This window comes from Rhodococcus globerulus (genome assembly GCF_019334125.1).
Lineage (GTDB): Bacteria > Actinomycetota > Actinomycetes > Mycobacteriales > Mycobacteriaceae > Rhodococcus_F > Rhodococcus_F globerula.
Genome location: NZ_CP079698.1, coordinates 94101 through 112479, shown reverse-complemented (window position 1 = coordinate 112479; position 18379 = coordinate 94101). Strand labels below are relative to the sequence as shown.

General features: G+C 61.8%; 4 protein-coding genes. 2 read left to right on the top strand and 2 right to left on the bottom strand.

Annotation, left to right across the window (positions count from 1 at the left end; translation table 11 throughout):
- The first annotated feature begins 10 nt into the window (after nucleotides 1-10).
- Nucleotides 11-361: a DMT family transporter gene (locus KYT97_RS00445; protein ID WP_219111563.1), complete on the top strand. Its 351-nt coding sequence runs from the start codon at nucleotides 11-13 to the stop codon at nucleotides 359-361.
- Entirely contained in the window at nucleotides 358-684 is a 327-nt protein-coding gene (locus KYT97_RS00440) for a DMT family transporter (RefSeq protein ID WP_219111562.1), read from the top strand. The genes KYT97_RS00445 and KYT97_RS00440 overlap by 4 nt, the downstream gene beginning before the upstream one ends.
- On the opposite strand, the gene KYT97_RS00435 is transcribed toward KYT97_RS00440, so the two are convergent.
- Nucleotides 568-17877, bottom strand: coding sequence for a non-ribosomal peptide synthetase (locus KYT97_RS00435; protein WP_219111561.1), 17310 nt, complete (start codon nucleotides 17875-17877; stop codon nucleotides 568-570). The two genes, KYT97_RS00440 and KYT97_RS00435, sit on opposite strands and share 117 nt — an antisense overlap.
- Nucleotides 17870-18355, bottom strand: a complete 486-nt coding sequence (locus KYT97_RS00430) for an aminoacyl-tRNA deacylase (RefSeq protein WP_219111560.1) — start codon at nucleotides 18353-18355, stop codon at nucleotides 17870-17872. Before KYT97_RS00430 ends, KYT97_RS00435 begins: the two co-directional genes overlap by 8 nt.
- Nucleotides 18356-18379: the final 24 nt, after the last annotated feature.

The following is an 18379-nucleotide window of genomic DNA, read 5'->3' as shown; positions in this document are numbered from 1 at the left end:
ATCACGGCTTGTGAAGAAATGGCTACTACTGATTGCCGCAATCGTGACCGAGGTCACCGCCACGCTTTCGTTGCGCGCCGCTCTCGATCACCCTGCCTGGTACGTAGTGGTCGCTGTGGGATACGTGGCAGCCTTCACCGCGCTGTCGTTCGTTCTCCGCGCAGGTATGGGACTTGGTGTTGCATACGGAATCTGGGGAGCGACCGGAGTTGTTCTGACCGCAATTCTCGCAACGATTCTCTTCGGCGATCCTTTGACTGTGACGATGGGGCTTGGCATTGCCTTGGTCATCGGTGGAGTCTTGTGTGTCGAACTCGGCTCGCAAGCGGCAGCTACCCGCGAATCGGGTGACCCGGCGTGACCTGGATATTTCTGACCGCGGCGATCCTGTCCGAGGTTTCCGCCACCCTGGCGCTGCGCATGGCTTCGCAAACTGGAAGCAACAAGAAATGGTTCGTCGTGGTGGGCGTGGGCTATGTGGCCTCCTTCGCGTTTCTGACACTCGCGCTCGACGCCGGCCTTGCCCTCGGAGTGGCGTACGGAATCTGGACGGCCTGCGGGGTGGCGCTAACTGCCCTCGCGTGCCGAATCCTGTTTCGCGAAGCCCTGACGAAGCTCATGGCGGCGGGAATTGCCCTGATTGCCGCCGGTGTTGTCCTCATCGAACTCGGCGCCGGTCACTAGGCCAACCGACGCCAGGTGGCGATTCAGGATCGGACCGATGACTGCCAAACCCGGAGGGCTCGTCATCTGCTCATGCGTCGTGGGGATCTTGTACTCGTGGATGTCGCCCACGATGTAGTCCTTCCAGTCCGCTGCCCCGATCGAGCCTTCGGGTCCGCCATTCCTTTCGGCTTCGCGCGATTCCACAGAGCTGAAGTAGAGAAGATCGGAGAGATCAAGGTTCGACGGGTGGTGCGCCACGGCATCATCGACCAGCTTGCAGTACTGCCGGTACAAAGTCCCGAGGTGATCGGCCGTCAGTGTCGAAAAGAATCCGCCCTTGCGGCGCAGCAACTCCGCGACCTGATCGAATGTGGGGTCTTCCTCGAGCGCATCGGGTAAATCAACCTCGGCGAACTCGGCGACCAATCGCGCGACAGACGGCATCGGAGCGTCAATCTCGGTCATCAAGCGACTGTCCATCATCGCGAGCGTTGCAACGTCGTCACCGTCACGACGAAGCCTGTCCGCCATTGCATGTGCGATCTGGCCACCCACAGAGTATCCGAGCAGATGATAGGGCCCGTGTGGCTGCACGGATCGGATCTCACGGACGTAGCGGGCCGCGAGATCGTCGAGCGAATCGAAATGCACGGACGAATCTGTCAGTGCTGGTGATTGGATTCCGTAGATCGGGCGGTCACTGTCCACATACTGCACCAATCCACTGAAACACCACGCCAACCCGATCGCGGGATGGACACAAAAGAGCGGTTCACGATTCCCCGTGGCCCGCAGGGGAAGCATTACCCCGACCGCGTCGTTCGTCTCCGCTGTGCACGTCGCAATTCGGTGCGCCAACGTCGCGGGCGTCGACTCGGTGAAAATCCAGTGAACCGGCACTTCGGCCTCAATCGATTGATGCAATCGCGCAGCCACTGCGGTGGCTGTCAACGAATTGCCTCCGAGTGCAAAGAAATTGTCGTCGGCGCCCACTCGCGATATACCCAGTGCATCTGCAAACGCCGCGGCGACCGCGGCTTCCACGCCTTCTCGAGGCGGCCGATATTCTGCGCGCTGGGCTTCGAAGTCAGGTGTGGGCAATGCATCCCGATCGATCTTCCCATTCGGCGTCACCGGCAACTCGCCAACCACCACCACCGCAGCCGGCACCATCTGCGCCGGCACCCGTCCTGCCACACAATCCACAATCACCGAAGTATCCAGGATTACAGACGATTCCGGCACCACGTACCCGATCAACCGATCTTCCCGCACCGCAGCAGCCGCCCGAACCACCCCCACACAGGCCAGCAACGCCGACTCCACCTCCCCCAACTCGATCCGAACACCCCGCACCTTCACCTGCAGATCACCACGACCCACAAACTCCAGAGACAAACCGCTATCCGAAACCCGCCGCCACCGAACCACATCCCCCGTCCGATACAACCTCCGCCCGCAGCCGCCAAACGGATCCGCCACAAACCTCGACGCCGTCAACCCCGCCCTGTTCACATACCCGCGCGCCAACCCCGGCCCCGAAAGATACAACTCCCCCACCACACCCACCGGAACCGGCCGCAACCACCCATCAAGAACAACCTCCGCCACACCCCGAATCGGCCCGCCGATCGTCACCGAATCCCCCACCACCAACGGCACACTCGCATTCGACTGCACCGTCGCCTCCGCCGGACCATACGTATTCACCACCACCCGACCCGACGAACACCACCGCGCCACCAACTCCGGCGAACACACCTCACCGCCCACCACCACAGTCGACAAATCCACAAGCCCGGACGGATCAACAGTCCCCAACACCGTCGGCGTCAACGCAACATGAGAAACCCTCTCCCGCACCAACAACTCCCGAAGATCCTCCCCACCGAACACCCCCGGTGGAGCAACCACCAACCGGCCACCAGACCCCAACGCCCACAACTGCTCGAGCACCGCAGCATCAAAACTCGGCGACGCGCCGTGCAACACCACCGAGTCGGCATCTAGCCCGAACCGAACACACTGATCCACAACCAAATTCGCCAAACCCCGATGCGGCACCACCGCACCCTTCGGCACACCCGTCGACCCCGACGTATACACCACATACGCCGCCCCATCCGGATACAGTGTTCCACCCCGATCCACATCCGTCACCGGCCCAGCAGACAACCCCGCCAGCGCACCCTCGAACTCGGGATCATCAAGCACCAACCACGGCACCGAACCCGGCAACACCCCACCATGCTCAGAAGACGTAACACCCAGCACCGCACCACAATCAGCAAGCATGAACTCCACCCGCACCGCCGGATACCCCGGATCAACCGCAACAAACGCCGCCCCCGACTTCGCCACCGCACACAACGCCACCACCGACAACACCGACCGCGACAACGCCACCGCAACACACGACCCCGAACCAACACCACGGCTAATCAACAACCGCGCCAACCGATTCGACCGACCATCCAACTCCCCATACGACACACGCTCATCACCACACACAACAGCCAGTGCGTTCGGATCCCCCCCAGCCAACAACTCCGGCAACACCAACACCCGACCACCCGCAACACCCGACACCGGAACCAACTCACCACATTCCGCCGGCGAGAGTACGTTCAGCGCGCCGATTGACAGGTCCGGGTCGGTAACCGCTGCGTCGATCACACGGAGGACTCGCTGCATCATCTCGTCTATCACGTTGTGGTCGAAGAGATCTGGGAGGAACTTGATTGTCAGGTGTACTACCGCGTCGACGTGAGCGACCAGTCCGATCGGATAGTGCGCAGCGTCAACACCACTCACATCAACCACCCGCATACCCGCAATATCCGTCTCCGCAGTCAACCCACCACGATCGACCGGATACGACTCGAACACCGTCATCGAGTCGAACACCGCACCCGGCCCCGCCACCCGCTGAATATCCGCCAAACCCACATACTGATGATCCAAAAGCCCAGCCTGCTCAGCCTGAATCCGGCCGAGAAGCGAACCAAGACTCTCCCCCCGATCCAACCGAACCCGCACCGGCACCGTATTGACAAACAAACCGATCATCGACTCCACACCCGCAACCTGCGGAGGACGACCAGCCACCGTCGAACCGAACGTCACATCATCACGAGAAGTCCACCCACCCAACACAATCGACCACGCCATCTCGATCACCGAATTCACAGTCACCCCCCTACCCCGAACAAACGACATCAACCCCGCAGTCTGCTCCTCGGTCAACTCACCGAACACATCCCGCGACTCGCGATACCGACGACCAGGATCGGCAGGCGCAACCAACGTCGGCTCGTCGACACCGTCGAATGCCTTGGCCCAGACGTCAAGTGACTCTGTCTTGTTCTGCCCGGCGATCCAGGCTAGAAAGTCCCGATAGGGACGTACCCGGGGCAGCGCCGCGCCATCGGTTGCGTAAAGCACCAGCACTTCCTTCAGAAGCAGTGGCGTCGACCAACCGTCGAGCAGCAGATGATGATTGGTCATCACCAGGCGATAGCTTCCCGGGCCGGTGCTGACCAACTTCCACCGCAACAGCGGAGCTCGAGTCGGTTCGAAGCGGGTAGCGCGATCCTCCGCCATCAGGTGATCCCAGGCACGAGCGCGGGCGCCGGAGTCCAATCCGGAAAGGTCGATCTCCGACCACGGTGCTTCGACAAAATCGTGCACCACCTGCACCGGCTGAGATCCGACGTCGGTGCGAAAGGCGGTCCGCAGATTCGGATTGCGATCGAGCACCGATTGGCAGGCACGGCGCAATCGCTGCGAGTCAACCTCACCCCGCAATTCGACAACCAACTGCACAACATAGGCGTCCACCGATCCCTCGGACGCCAACGCATGGAATAGCAAACCTGCCTGCAGCGGGGACAACGGCCACACATCACTCAATGCGGGGTACCTGTCCTCGAGCAGATCGATCTCACCTTGACCGAGACTGACCAAGGCCAGATCCGACGGAGTCCGGCCACCAACACCCGGGTGACCCGAGTCGGCGGCCAGCGCTGCCAGCGTTTCGGACCACATCCTCGCGGCCACTTGAACATCGCCCTTGCCCAGTATCCTTGTGGGGAACGACCAGATTGCGCGCAGTCTCGGCCTGCCGTCTTCGCCGTCGACGGTGAGAGCATTGATGTCGAGCACAGCCGGCAACGGCGTATCCGGATTTTGTGCACCACCCAGGTCGCTGTCTCCGTTGATCGGAATCCACGCCGCCCCGGACCCGTTCGATACAGCACCGGCGCCAACCCTGCCGAGATAGTTGAAGCCGATCTGCGGTGTTGGCAACTCCCCCAACACCAGTCCGGTGTCCTCGTTGAGATAGCGCAAAAGCCCGTAGCCGATCCCGTGATCGGGTACCGCCCGAAGCTGTTCCTTGACAGATTTGACAACAGCACCCAAGGCCGGGCCACCCGAACACGCATCGTCGAGATCGATGTCCGAAAGATCTAACCGCAGTGGGAAACTCGTGGAGAACCAGCCGATGGTTCGACTCAGATCCGAGCCGGGGACCGCACCTTCCTCGCGCCCATGACCCTCGAGCCCGATCAACACATCCGCAAGGGAGGGGCTGTCTTCACGCCGCCATGTCGTGACCGCGACGGCGAGTGCCGCCAGTAGAGCGTCGACCACACCACCGTGGAACGCTTCCGGAACTGTGGTGAGGAGTGCCTCCGTCACTTCCGGGGGTAAGTCAATCTCGATGGTGTCCGCGGTGGTGCTCACGTCGATTGAGGAGTCGAGGGGCCGAGACCCGATCATGGGGTCCTCGCCCCTAGCCATCGATTGCCACAACGCGAGTTCGGCTACCCGCTCCGGTCGACGAGCCGCCTCCACAAGCCCGTAGGCCCAACGACGCATAGACGTCCCGACCGGTTCCAGTTCCGGTGATCTACCGGAACTGATCTGCGACCACGCAATCGCCAGGTCAGGTATCAATACCCGCCACGACACCCCGTCGATGACCGTATGGTGAGCCACCACCAGCGCACAACCCTGATCGCCGGAATGTGGGGGATCAAACCAGACCACCTGCACTACGGTGCCAGTGCTGGGATCAAGTCGGTCCGCCGCAGCGTCCAACTCGTATGCAGTCACCTCACGGAAATCGGCGCCGCCACGCCCGGTCGATACTTTCCGAATTATCTTCTCTGCTTGAATTGATCCGACGGGCAGGACTTTCCAGCCCCACGATCCATGTGTGTCGGGACGCAATTGAGCCCGCAGCATGTCGTGATGGTCGAGCACCGCTTGTATCGTGCTCGCCAAGCTCTGTTCGTCTATTGCCTCCGGCAGATTCAGCATCACTGCCTGCGAGAAGCGATTGAATCCCGAGCCACCCCGCTCGACGAGCCACCGCATTATCGGCGTCAACGGAACCTCACCGACACCACCGCCCGTCATTTCCTCCAACTTCGCTACGTCGGCCCCACCCGCCTCAACTGCTACCTCCGCCAACCCAGCCACTGTTTTACGCTCGAACACATCCCGCGGGGAGATGACCACGCCCTGAGCTTTTGCCCGCGCAGCAAGCTGAATCGACATGATGCTGTCACCGCCGAGGGCGAAGAACGAATCCTCCACGCCTACCGATTCGAGTCCGAGCACCTCCTCGAACAACCCTGCTAATGCCGATTCCATGTCGGATACCGGAGCTCGGAATTCCGCCCGAACGGCAGAAAGATCCGGCGTGGGTAAGGCCTCGCGGTCCAGCTTTCCGTTAGGGGTGACCGGCAACTCGTCAACCACTACCACCGCAGCCGGCACCATCTGCGCAGGCACCCGCCCTGCCACACAATCCACAATCACAGCCGAATCATTCAGGGTCACAGACGATTCCGGCACCACATACCCGACCAACCGATCTTCCCGCACCGCAGCAGCCGCCCGAACCACCCCCTCGCACCCCAACAGCGCCGACTCCACCTCCCCCAACTCGATCCGAACACCCCGCACCTTCACCTGCAAATCACCACGACCCACAAACTCCAACGCGAGACCCCCACCCGAAACCCGCCGCCACCGAACCACATCCCCCGTCCGATACAACCTCCGCCCGCAGTCGCCAAACGGATCCGCCACAAACCTCGACGCCGTCAACCCTCTCCGATTCACATACCCGCGCGCCAAACCAGGACCAGAAAGATACAACTCCCCCACCACACCCACCGGAACCGGACGCAACCAACCATCAAGAACAACCTCCGCCACACCCCGAATCGGCCCACCAATCGTCACCGGATCCCCCACAACCAACGGCACACTCGCATTCGACTGCACCGTCGCCTCCGCCGGACCATACGTATTCACCACCACCCGACCCGACGAACACCACCGCGCCACCAACTCCGGCGAACACACCTCACCGCCCACCACCACAGTCGACAAATCCACAAGCCCGGACGGATCAACAGTCCCCAACACCGTCGGCGTCAACGCAACATGAGAAACCCTCTCCCGCACCAACAACTCCCGAAGATCCTCCCCACCGAACACCCCCGGTGGAGCAACCACCAACCGGCCACCAGACCCCAACGCCCACAACTGCTCGAGCACCGCAGCATCAAAACTCGGCGACGCGCCATGCAACACCACCGAGTCGGCATCTAGCCCGAACCGAACACACTGATCCACAACCAAATTCGCCAAACCCCGATGCGGCACCTCCACACCCTTCGGCACACCCGTCGACCCCGACGTATACACCACATACGCCGCCCCATCCGGACGCAGTGTTCCGCCCCGATCCACATCCGTCACCGGCCCAGCATCAAACCCCGCCAGCGCACCCTCGAACTCGGGATCGTCGAGCACCACCCAGTCCACAAATCCAGGTAATCGATTGTGCCAATCCGAATTCGTTATCCCCACCGTCACCACAGAATCGGTGAGCATGTACTCGACCCGCGCAGCCGGATACTCCGGATCAACCGCAACAAACGCCGACCCCGACTTCGCCACCGCACACAACGCCACCACCGACAACACCGACCGCGACAACGCCACCGCAACACACGACCCCGAACCAACACCACGGCTAATCAACAACCGCGCCAACCGATTCGACCAACCATCCAACTCCCCATACGACAACCGCTCATCACCACACACGACAGCCAGTGCGTTCGGGTCCCGCGCAGCCGACAGTAATTCCGGAAGCACATGTTCTTTCGCGGGCAAACCACCCTGAACTGGAGCCAGTTCCCGCCGCTCCGAGGGCAAGAGCACGTCCAGCGCTGCAAGTGGTAGGTCAGGATCTGCGACTGTGGTGTTGATGACACGCAGAACTCGCTGCACAGCACTGCTCATCGGGTCGTTGTCGAAAAGTTCCGGTAGATACTTGATTCTGATGTGTAGTCGGTTGTCCAGGTGCGCAACGACGCCGATCGGATAGTGCGCAGCGTCAACACCACTCACATCAACCACCCGCATACCCGCAATATCCGTCTCCGCAGTCAACCCACCACGATCGACCGGATACGACTCGAACACCGTCATCGTGTCGAACACCGCACCCGGCCCCGCCGCCCGCTGAATATCCGCCAAACCCACATACTGATGATCCAAAAGCCCAGCCTGCTCAGCCTGAATCCGGCCGAGAAGCGAACCAAGGGTCTCCCCCCGATCCAACCGAACCCGCACCGGCACCGTATTGACAAACAAACCGATCATCGACTCCACACCCGCAACCTGCGGAGGACGACCAGCCACCGTCGAACCGAACGTCACATCATCACGAGAAGTCCACCCACCCAACACAATCGACCACGCCATCTCGATCACCGAATTCACAGTCACCCCCCGACCCCGAACAAACGACATCAACCCCGCAGTCTGCTCCTCGGTCAACTCACCGAACACATCCCGCGACTCGCTGTACCGACGACCAGGATCGGCAGGTGCGACCAGGGTAGGGCTCGGGGCGCCGCCAAGTCGTTTGACCCACTCGTCCACAGATCTAGCGGTATCTTGCCGGTTGATCCACGCCAGGTAGTCGCGGTACGGGTACGCCCTGGGCAAGGCATCTTCACCTGCGGCATAAGCCAGCAGCACTTCACGCAACAAGAGTGGCGTCGACCAACCGTCGAGCAGCAGATGATGATTGGTCATTACGAGCCGGTAGCTCTGCGGACCTGTAGTGATGAGCAACCAGCGCAGCAGCGGCGCACGCGTGGGATCAAAACGGTGTGCTCTGTCAGAGGCCATCACCCGATCCAATTCCAGGCGGCGCGCTTCCTCGTCGAGTTCCGAGAGGTCCATCTCCGACCACACGACCGTCAGGTGTTCCTGGACCACCTGCACCGGCCCGGGTTCGAGGTCGGAGACAAATGCCGTCCTCAGATTCGGGTAGCGATCGAGCACCACCTGACCCGCCTGACGCAAACGCTCCGAATCGGCCTCACCCCGCAATTCGACGGTCAATTGCACGACGTACGCGTCTACCGACTCCTCGGACAACAGGGCATGGAACAGCAAACCGGACTGAAGCGGGGACAACGGCCACACATCACTCAATGTGGGATACCTGTCCTCGAGCACGTCGATCTCACCTTGGCCGAGACTGACCAAGGCCAGGTCCGACGGTGTCCGCCCCCCGATGGGATGGTCGGCCAGCGCGGTCAACACTTCGGTCCACAACCGTGCCAGCTCGCTCACCTCGTCGACAGTCAGCACCCCCGTTGGGAAGGACCACGTCGCACGTAATCGGGGCTTGCCCTGGCTACCGAGAGTCACGGCGTTGATCTCCAGGACGCTCGCTATCGGCATGTCAGGATCCTGAGCACCACCACGGTCGGAGCCCGCGAGCCTGCCATTATCATCTAGTGGCGACCATCCGATTCCGTCCGGGATTGATGCTCCGACGCGCCCCAGATAGTTGAATCCGATCTGCGGTGTTGCGAGCTCCCGCATCTCAAAAGCGGTGTCCTCGTTGAGATACCGCAACAACCCGTACCCGATCCCGTGATCGGGTACCGCCCGGATCTGTTCCTTGACAGTTTTGACAGCGGCAGCCAATGCCGGGCCACCTGCGCAGGCGTCGTCGAGATCAATGTCTGCAAGATCCAGGCGCAGTGGAAAACTCGTGGTGAACCAGCCGACGGTACGACCCAGATCCGAACCGGGGACCGCGGTCTCCTCTCGTCCATGGCCTTCGAGCGCAATGAGCGTCGTGGCAATCGGGGCACCTGCCGACATCGGTCGGCGATCTCGCCGCCATTGCGTGACCGCGACTGCCAACGCAGCCAGCAACCCATCGCTGACCCCACCGTGAAACGCCTGAGGAACTGTGGTCAGCAAGGCTTCTGTCACGTCGGTGGGCAGTTCCACGGAAACATGATCCGTCGATCTGTTCACATCGACCGACGGGTCGAGGGGCCGCGACCCGATCACCGGATCGTCGCCGGCCGTCATCGCTCGCCACCGGTCGAGTTCCGCTACTCGCTCCGGCCGACGGGCCTCCTCGACAAGCCCATGAGCCCAGCGACGCATCGACGTTCCAACCGCCGGCAACTCTGGTTCCACCCCAGCCACGATCTGCGACCACGCAATCGCCAGATCCGGCACCAACACTCGCCAGGACACACCGTCGATAGCCGAATGATGTACCACCACAAGAACACAGCCGTGCGCGCCATCCTCCACAGGTTCGAACCACACCACCTGCATCACCACACCGGCACCGGGATCAAGCCGGTCCGCCGCAGCATCCAACTCCGCAGACGCGAGGTTATTGAACTGGGAACTTCCCGGCTTCCCTCTCATCGGTACCCGGCAGATGAGGCGGTCCGCTCGAATCCCTCCTTCCGGCAACACCTCCCACGTCCAATGACCGTCGGCTTGCCTCCGTAGTCGAGAGCGCAGCATGTCGTGATGGTCGAGCACCGCTTGCACCGTGCTCGCCAAGCTCTGTTCGTCTATTGCCTCCGGCAGATTCAGCATCAGCGCCTGTGAGAAGCGAGTGAACCCCGACGTGCCCCGTTCGAGGAGCCAGCGCATTATCGGCGTCAACGGAACCTCGCCGACCCCGCCCCCAGGCAATTCTTCCAACGTGGCTGCCTCCAGTCCGTCACCGAAGACAGCAATCTCCGCCAACCCAGCCACTGTTTTACGCTCGAACACATCTCGCGGTGAGAAAACTATTCCGGTCGCCTTTGCCCGTGAGACCAATTGAATCGAAACGATGCTGTCGCCGCCGAGGGCGAAGAACGAATCCTCCACGCCTACCGATTCGAGTCCGAGCACCTCCTCGAACAACCCTGCTAACGCCGATTCCATCTCGGATACCGGAGCTCGGAATTCCGCCCGAACAGCAGAAAGATCCGGCTTGGGCAAGGCCTCGCGGTCTAGCTTTCCGTTAGGAGTGACCGGCAACTCGCCAACCACCACCACCGCAGCCGGCACCATCTGCGCAGGCACCCGCCCTGCCACACAATCCACAATCACCGAAATATCCAGGCTTACAGACGATTCCGGCACCACATACCCGACCAACCGATCTTCCCGCACCGCAGCCGCAGCCCGAACCACCCCCTCGCACCCCAACAGCGCCGACTCCACCTCCCCCAACTCGATCCGAACACCCCGCACCTTCACCTGCAAATCACCACGACCCACAAACTCCAACGCGAGACCCCCACCCGAAACCCGCCGCCACCGAACCACATCCCCCGTCCGATACAACCTCCGCCCGCAGTCGCCAAACGGATCCGCCACAAACCTCGACGCCGTCAACCCCGCCCGGTTCACATACCCCCGCGCCAAACCAGGACCCGAAAGATACAACTCCCCCACCACACCCACCGGAACCGGCCTCAACCACCCATCAAGAACAACCTCCGCCACACCCCGAATCGGCCCACCAATCGTCACCGGATCCCCCACCACCAACGGCACACTCGCATTCGACTGCACCGTCGCCTCCGCCGGACCATACGTATTCACCACCACCCGACCCGGAGCCCACCGCGCCACCAACTCCGCCGAACACACCTCACCCCCCACCACCACAGTCGACAAATCCTCCAGACCAGCCGGATCAACAGTCCCCAACACCGTCGGCGTCAACGCAACATGAGAAACCCTCTCCCGCACCAACAACTCCCGAAGATCCTCCCCACCGAACACCCCCGGTGGAGCCACCACCAACCGACCACCAGACCCCAACGCCCACAACTGCTCGAGCACCGCAGCATCAAAACTCGGCGACGCGCCATGCAACACCACCGAGTCGGCACCCAAACCGAACCGAACACACTGATCCACAACCAAATTCGCCAAACCCCGATGCGTCACCACCACACCCTTCGGCACACCCGTCGACCCCGACGTATACACCACATACGCCGCCCCATCCGGACGCAGTGTTCCGCCCCGATCCACATCCGTCACCGGCCCAGCATCAAACCCCGCCAACGCACCCTCGAACTCGGGATCATCGAGCACCACCCACGGCACCGAACCCGGCAACACCCCACCATGCTCCGAAGACGTAACACCCAGCACCGCACCACAATCAGCAAGCATGAACTCCACCCGCGCCGCCGGATACCCCGGATCAACCGCAACAAACGCCGCCCCCGACTTCGCCACCGCACACAACACCACCACCGACAACACCGACCGCGACAACGCCACCGCAACACACGACCCCGAACCAACACCACGGCTAATCAACAACCGCGCCAACCGATTCGACCGAACATCCAACTCCCCATACGACAACCGCTGATCTCCACACACAACAGCCAGTGCGTTCGGATCCCCCACAGCCAACAACTCCGGCAACACCAACACCCGACCACCCGCAACACCCGACACCGGAACCAACTCAGCACATTCCGCCGGCGAGAGGAGACTGATATCCCCCACTCGGGTTGACGGCGCAGTCACGATGTCCTCGAGGATGCGTACAAATCGATCCGCAAAGCCCTGCACGGTATCCCGGTCGAGAATGTCGACGGCAAAACCGAAGGACGCAGACATCCCGGCGGGAGAATTGTCGCCGGGATCGAAGTCCTCGGCGAGACTCAAGTGCAGGTCGTACCGGGCGACCTCGACGTCCACTTCGAGAAGTTCGACGGTCAATTCCGGGAGCGCCAGTTCCGGCAACGCGGCATTCCTGAACTCGAGCATCACTTGAAACAACGGTGAGTGTGCGGTCGAGCGGACCGGATCGATTGCCTCGACCACTTGCTCGAACGGGATCTGGGCGTGTGCGAACGCCCCCAGATCGCTCTCTCGGACCGTCGCCAGCACCTTCTCGAACGACGACCCGGATGTTACTGCCGTCCGCAACACCACTGTGTTGACGAACATGCCCACCATATCGTCGAGTGCAGCCTCACCACGCCCGGCTACCGGAGTTCCCACCACAATGTCGCCGCTCCCACTCAACCGGCTGAGCAGGATGGCCAGCGCCGCATGCATGGTCATGAATATCGTCGAATCATGCTTGCGCGCAAGAAGTTGCAGGGCGCGATGTAACTGCGCAGCGATCTCGAAGTGCACTGAGCTTCCTCGCATCTGCCGCCACGTCGGGCGGACTCGATCCGTCGGCAACGGCAGGACGGCCGGTAACCCCGACAGCGCCTGTTGCCAGTACGCGAGCTCCTCGCCGGCAAGTGAACCCGGATCGGATTCGACGCCGAGCAGGCGGCGCTGCCACAAGGTGTAATCGGCATAGGTCACCGCAAGCGCCGCCCAATCCGGGATTCGCCGGTTCGCCCGCGCGGTGTACGCGGTCATCACATCGCGGGCCAGCGGCGGCATCGACGAACCGTCGGCAGCGATGTGGTGCACCACAATCACCAGCACGTACCGCTCTGGGCCATCCCTGAACAACGCTATTCGTACTGGAACTTCTTCTGTGACATCAAATCCGGACGACGCAAGCCTCTCGATGCGCCCGAGCAATTCGCTCTCACCTGCCACGTCGACCGGACTGAAATCCCGAAGCACTTGCCCTGTCGGAACGACCACCTGGTGCGGACCGTCCGACGATCCGGGGTACACCGTGCGAAGGGTGTCATGACGCTCGACGACGTCTGTCAGCGCCGCTCGGAAGGCGTCCGTATCCAGTTCTCCGGTCAGGCGGAGCGCGATGGGAATGTTGTACGCGGGCGACGATGTGTCCAATTGATTGACCAGCCACATACGATGCTGGGCAAGGGACACCGGAACTCTCTCGGGTCGCACACCTGCCGTCAAAGCGGGCCCCGCGGACGTCCGTCCGTCGGTGCGCTCGATCCAGCCTGCGAGCGCCGTCACGGTAGGTTCGTCGAACAGGTCCCGCACGCTCACTCCCTCGTTGAGCGCTGAATTGATCCGCGCCACAGCTTTGGTCGCGCTCAGAGAATTTCCGCCGAGGTCGAAGAAGTGTGCATCGGCGCCGAGGTGCTCGATACCCAGCACCTCGCCGAACACACCGGCGATGGTCTCTTCGATGGGGGTTCGAGGCTGCCGGAACTCGGATCTTGATGCCCCGACATCGGGTTCTGGCAGGGCGCCGCGATCGAGCTTGCCGACCGGGGTCAGAGGGATAGCGTCGAGCACGGTGATTGTTGCCGGCACCATGTAGTCGGGCAGCAATCCCCGGACGTGGGTTCGTAATTCAGTTGGGTCGACGTTGTTGTCACCGGCGGGAAGCACATACGATGCCAAGCTGGTGTTTGCAGTGGGTTCGGTGTTTCCAGTGGGTTCGGTGTGTCCGAGTGTAACCGCAAATGCCACGCTCGGATGTTCGGTCAATGCCGCATCGATCTCGCCGAGTTCTATCCGGAAACCGCGGATCTTCACTTGAAAATCGTTGCGGCCCAAGTACTCGATTGTCAGACGTCCCTCCTGATCATGGCGCCATCGCACCATGTCCCCGGTGCGATACCTACGGCGCCCCGGAGGTCCGAACGGATCGGCAACAAACCTCGACGCTGTTGTTCCCGTCTGGTTCCGATAGCCGCGCGCCAAGCCGACGCCGCCCAGATACAACTCCCCGACCACTCCGACCGGCACGGGTCGCAGCCGATCGTCGAGGACTACTTCGGCGAGACCGCGGATCGGACCTCCCAGTGTCAGTAGCTCGCTACCCGACTCGATCGGCCCGACATTTGCCATGACCGTCGACTCGGTCGGGCCGTAGGCGTCGAACATCAACCGGCCGGCTGACCACCGACCCGCCAATTCCGGCGAACATGCCTCCCCGGCAACAACAAGGCACTGGAGCGAGGTTCGCCCCCGCGGGTCCAGTGATGCCAGCGCGGAAGGTGTGAGGACGGCATGTGTGATCTTCTCGCGATCGAGCAGCGCCGTGAGTTCGTCACCGCCGTATGTGGTTGGCGGCGTGATCACCAATCGGGCTCCCGACCCCAAGGCCCACATCAATTCGAACACCGACGCGTCGAAACTCGGAGACGCACAGTGCAATATTCGCGCGTGCGGCCCCGTCTCGAATCGTGTGCACTGCTCCGTCATCAGGTCGAGCAACCCACGGTGCGGCACCACCACCCCTTTCGGAATCCCGGTCGACCCGGATGTGTAGATCACGTATGCCGGGTGGTCGATGTCGAGAGTCGCTGTCCGTTCCCCGTCGGTCACCGGCGCAGCGGAGGAACCCACGATCTCGGTAGCGGTGTCCTGGTCGTCGAGCACCAGCCACGGAACCGTCTGAGGCAGTTTTCGGGCATAGCTGGTGATCGCCACACCGAGTACCGCCCCGGAATCGACGAGCATGTGTTCGAGTCGCGCCGACGGGTATCCCGGATCCACCGGAACAAACGCCGCACCGCTCTTCGTGACGGCCAATAACGCCATCACCGAGTCGATCGACCGTGGCAGTCCGATAGCCACCACCGACTCGGGTCCTATCTCACGGCCGATCAGATAGTGGGCCAGGCGATTCGATCGGCGATCCAGCTCTTCGTACGTCAGTGTGCAATCGCCGCCCACAAGAGCAATCGCGGTCGGATCGGCAGCGACAGCCTCTGCAAAAAGCAGCGGCAAACTCCGTGGTGGCAGTGCGGCCCCACCCCGTACCGGTGTCAGGTATTCATGCTCCGACGGCAAAAGCAGATCCATCTCGTAGATCCGAACCTCAGGATTCGCGACGCCACACTCGAGCACACGCACCAGACGCTCGGCGAGAATATCGATTGTTTCCGGGTTGTACACGTCGGTGGCAAACCCGAGATCCACCTGTACGCCCGAAGGTCGACCGGAATCGGTAAACCTTTCGCCTACCGTCATATTCAGGTCGCAGTTCCGTGACTGATTCCATGCATCGGGCGCGGTGAGAGCCACATCCGCCGCCGTGGTCGGCTCACAGCCACGGACGCCCAGCATTACGTGGAAAAGAGTCGAACCTACAGCCTCCGCGACCCGTTCCGCCGGCACCTGGGCATGAGCGAATGCATCACGCTCGCATCGTTTTACCTGATCTACCAGGTCGGCAAAGGACATGTCCGGATCGACTCGAGTCCGCAGGACAACCGCGTCGACGACTGGGTCAGCTGCCTCATTCCGCCTGCGAACCGGCGCTCCCACCGCGATGTCGTCGGCGGCAGCCAATCGAGCCAGCAGTACCGCCAGACCCGCATGCATCACCGCAAATACTGTCGAACCGCGCTCGCGGGCAATGGATTCAAGCTGGCGATGTAACTCGGCACCCAGTTCGACCTGGCGCGATTCCAACAACGGGAAACTATCGGTCGAGCGACGCCGATCCGTCGGCAGGTCCAACCGCGCCGGGAGACCTGCCAGGCTGCGCCGCCAATAGTCCAGGTGCTGCACTGTTTCCATCCGGCGCTTGCCCACCACCGCGCTGGCAGCATGGATTGTGGAAATCGGTGTCGCCGGGCCGGCCGCGGCGAACTCCTCGACAACTGCGACGCAGCCGCGATGATGGCATTGCAACTCGCCTTCCGTATAGCGACCCGGATTTCCCCGGAACTCGACGAATGTTCTTACTGGAGTGCCACTTTGATAGATATTCACCAGCAGATCGTCGATCGGACCTGACGTCAGCACGTGGAACTCACCGCGCACCGATCCGAAGTTGATCTCTTGACGGAACAGCATCACGTTGACGATCGGCCCGGTGGCCATGGAACGCCGCGCACCGGCACTCAAGCCACGGGCGATCTCTTCGAGATTGCCGCGCTGATGGCGCAGTGCACCGGTCAACTCGAGTCGGACACGATCGACCAGTTCGCCAACAGTGTCGTCGGGGCGGATATCAATCCGCAGTGGAACGATGTTGACGAGCATTCCGCCTGATCGGCGGAGCACAGCGGTTGTCCGGCCGGAAACGGGGATCTGCACGCAGACATCGGTGTGCCCCGTCATCCGGGAGAGGTAGCAGGCAAACCCGGCAATGATGGTGGCCGCCGACGTTCCGCTCGCGTGTCTTTCCGAATCCGTCAGACGCGCAACAGTATTCTCCTCCAACGACGACGCGACCAGCGTGTCGGTGGCGACCGGAATCGCATATCGCTCGGCGAGACTCGAGCCTTCCGCCATGCCCCCCAGTCGCTCGGACCAGTAGGCGCGATCGGACTCGAAGCGGCTTGAAGCGCGGTACGCGCAGTCGAGTTCGTACAAGGTGCGCAGGTCTGCCGTCGGGTTTGGCGGCGGTTCACGCCCCTCCACAGCAGCTGTGTAGATCACGCCCATGCGATTGACCATCGTCACCGCGGCATAGGCGTCGAGCGCTACATGGTGAGCCCGGCCGTACCAGAGGTAATGAGCATCGCCGACTTGCAGCAGCGAGGACGCGATCAAACGCTCACGCATGGGATCCGTCGGCGTTGTGTATTCGTCGCGCATCCAGGCTTGTGCTGCCGCGACCGGGTCGCGTTCACCACGAAAGTCGACAAATCCCAGTTCCTTGTCCTGACTGGGATCAAGAATTTGGCGGGGCTCGCCATCGACCTCGATCAGTCGGAGGAAGGCCCACTGAACCTCGCGCCCAGCGGTCACCGCCACCGAGCGGAACAGCGCAAGATCAAGTTCTCCGTGGAACTCGACGTATTCGGCGATGCAGTGCGGCAGTTCCGGAACGAGTTGCTGCGCAAGCCACACACCGTATTGAGCAGACGACAGCGGAAACGGATCTGAGGGTGAATCGGCGGGAGTAAGTTCGGGATCCACGTCCGATTCGGGAACGCGGGCGTCGTTGCTACTGAGTCGAATCTCATCCATCAGTTATCTCCACATTCTGTCCATCGCACGCTTCGGCAAGATCCCACGGACTCAGCTCGACCTCGACGCCGACGTTCCCGCCGCCGACCACGACAGTGGAGTAGGCCATCAGAGATGTGTCGATGACAACCACAATGTCGCGCGGCAATCCGAGCGGCGACACTCCGAGACGTTGATATCCACATTTCTTCGAGACGCTGTCCTCACCCGCCACTTCCAGCCGACCCAACCCCAGATGACGGGAAATCGACGCCATGTCGATCCGCCGATCGATCGGGCACACCGCAAGGACAAGACGGGTTCCGGACTGTTGTTGCAACAGGATCGATTTCGTGATCCGCCCCAGCGGAATCCCGAGTGTCCTCGAAACATCTTTCGGCGATAAAACTGGAAGATCAAAAGTGGAGTGGTCATGAACAACGACCGGGAATTGGAATTCTTCGACCGCCGCAGCAACTTGATCGTGCAATTCATTCACGGTGCACTCCTGCCCATTGTTCGA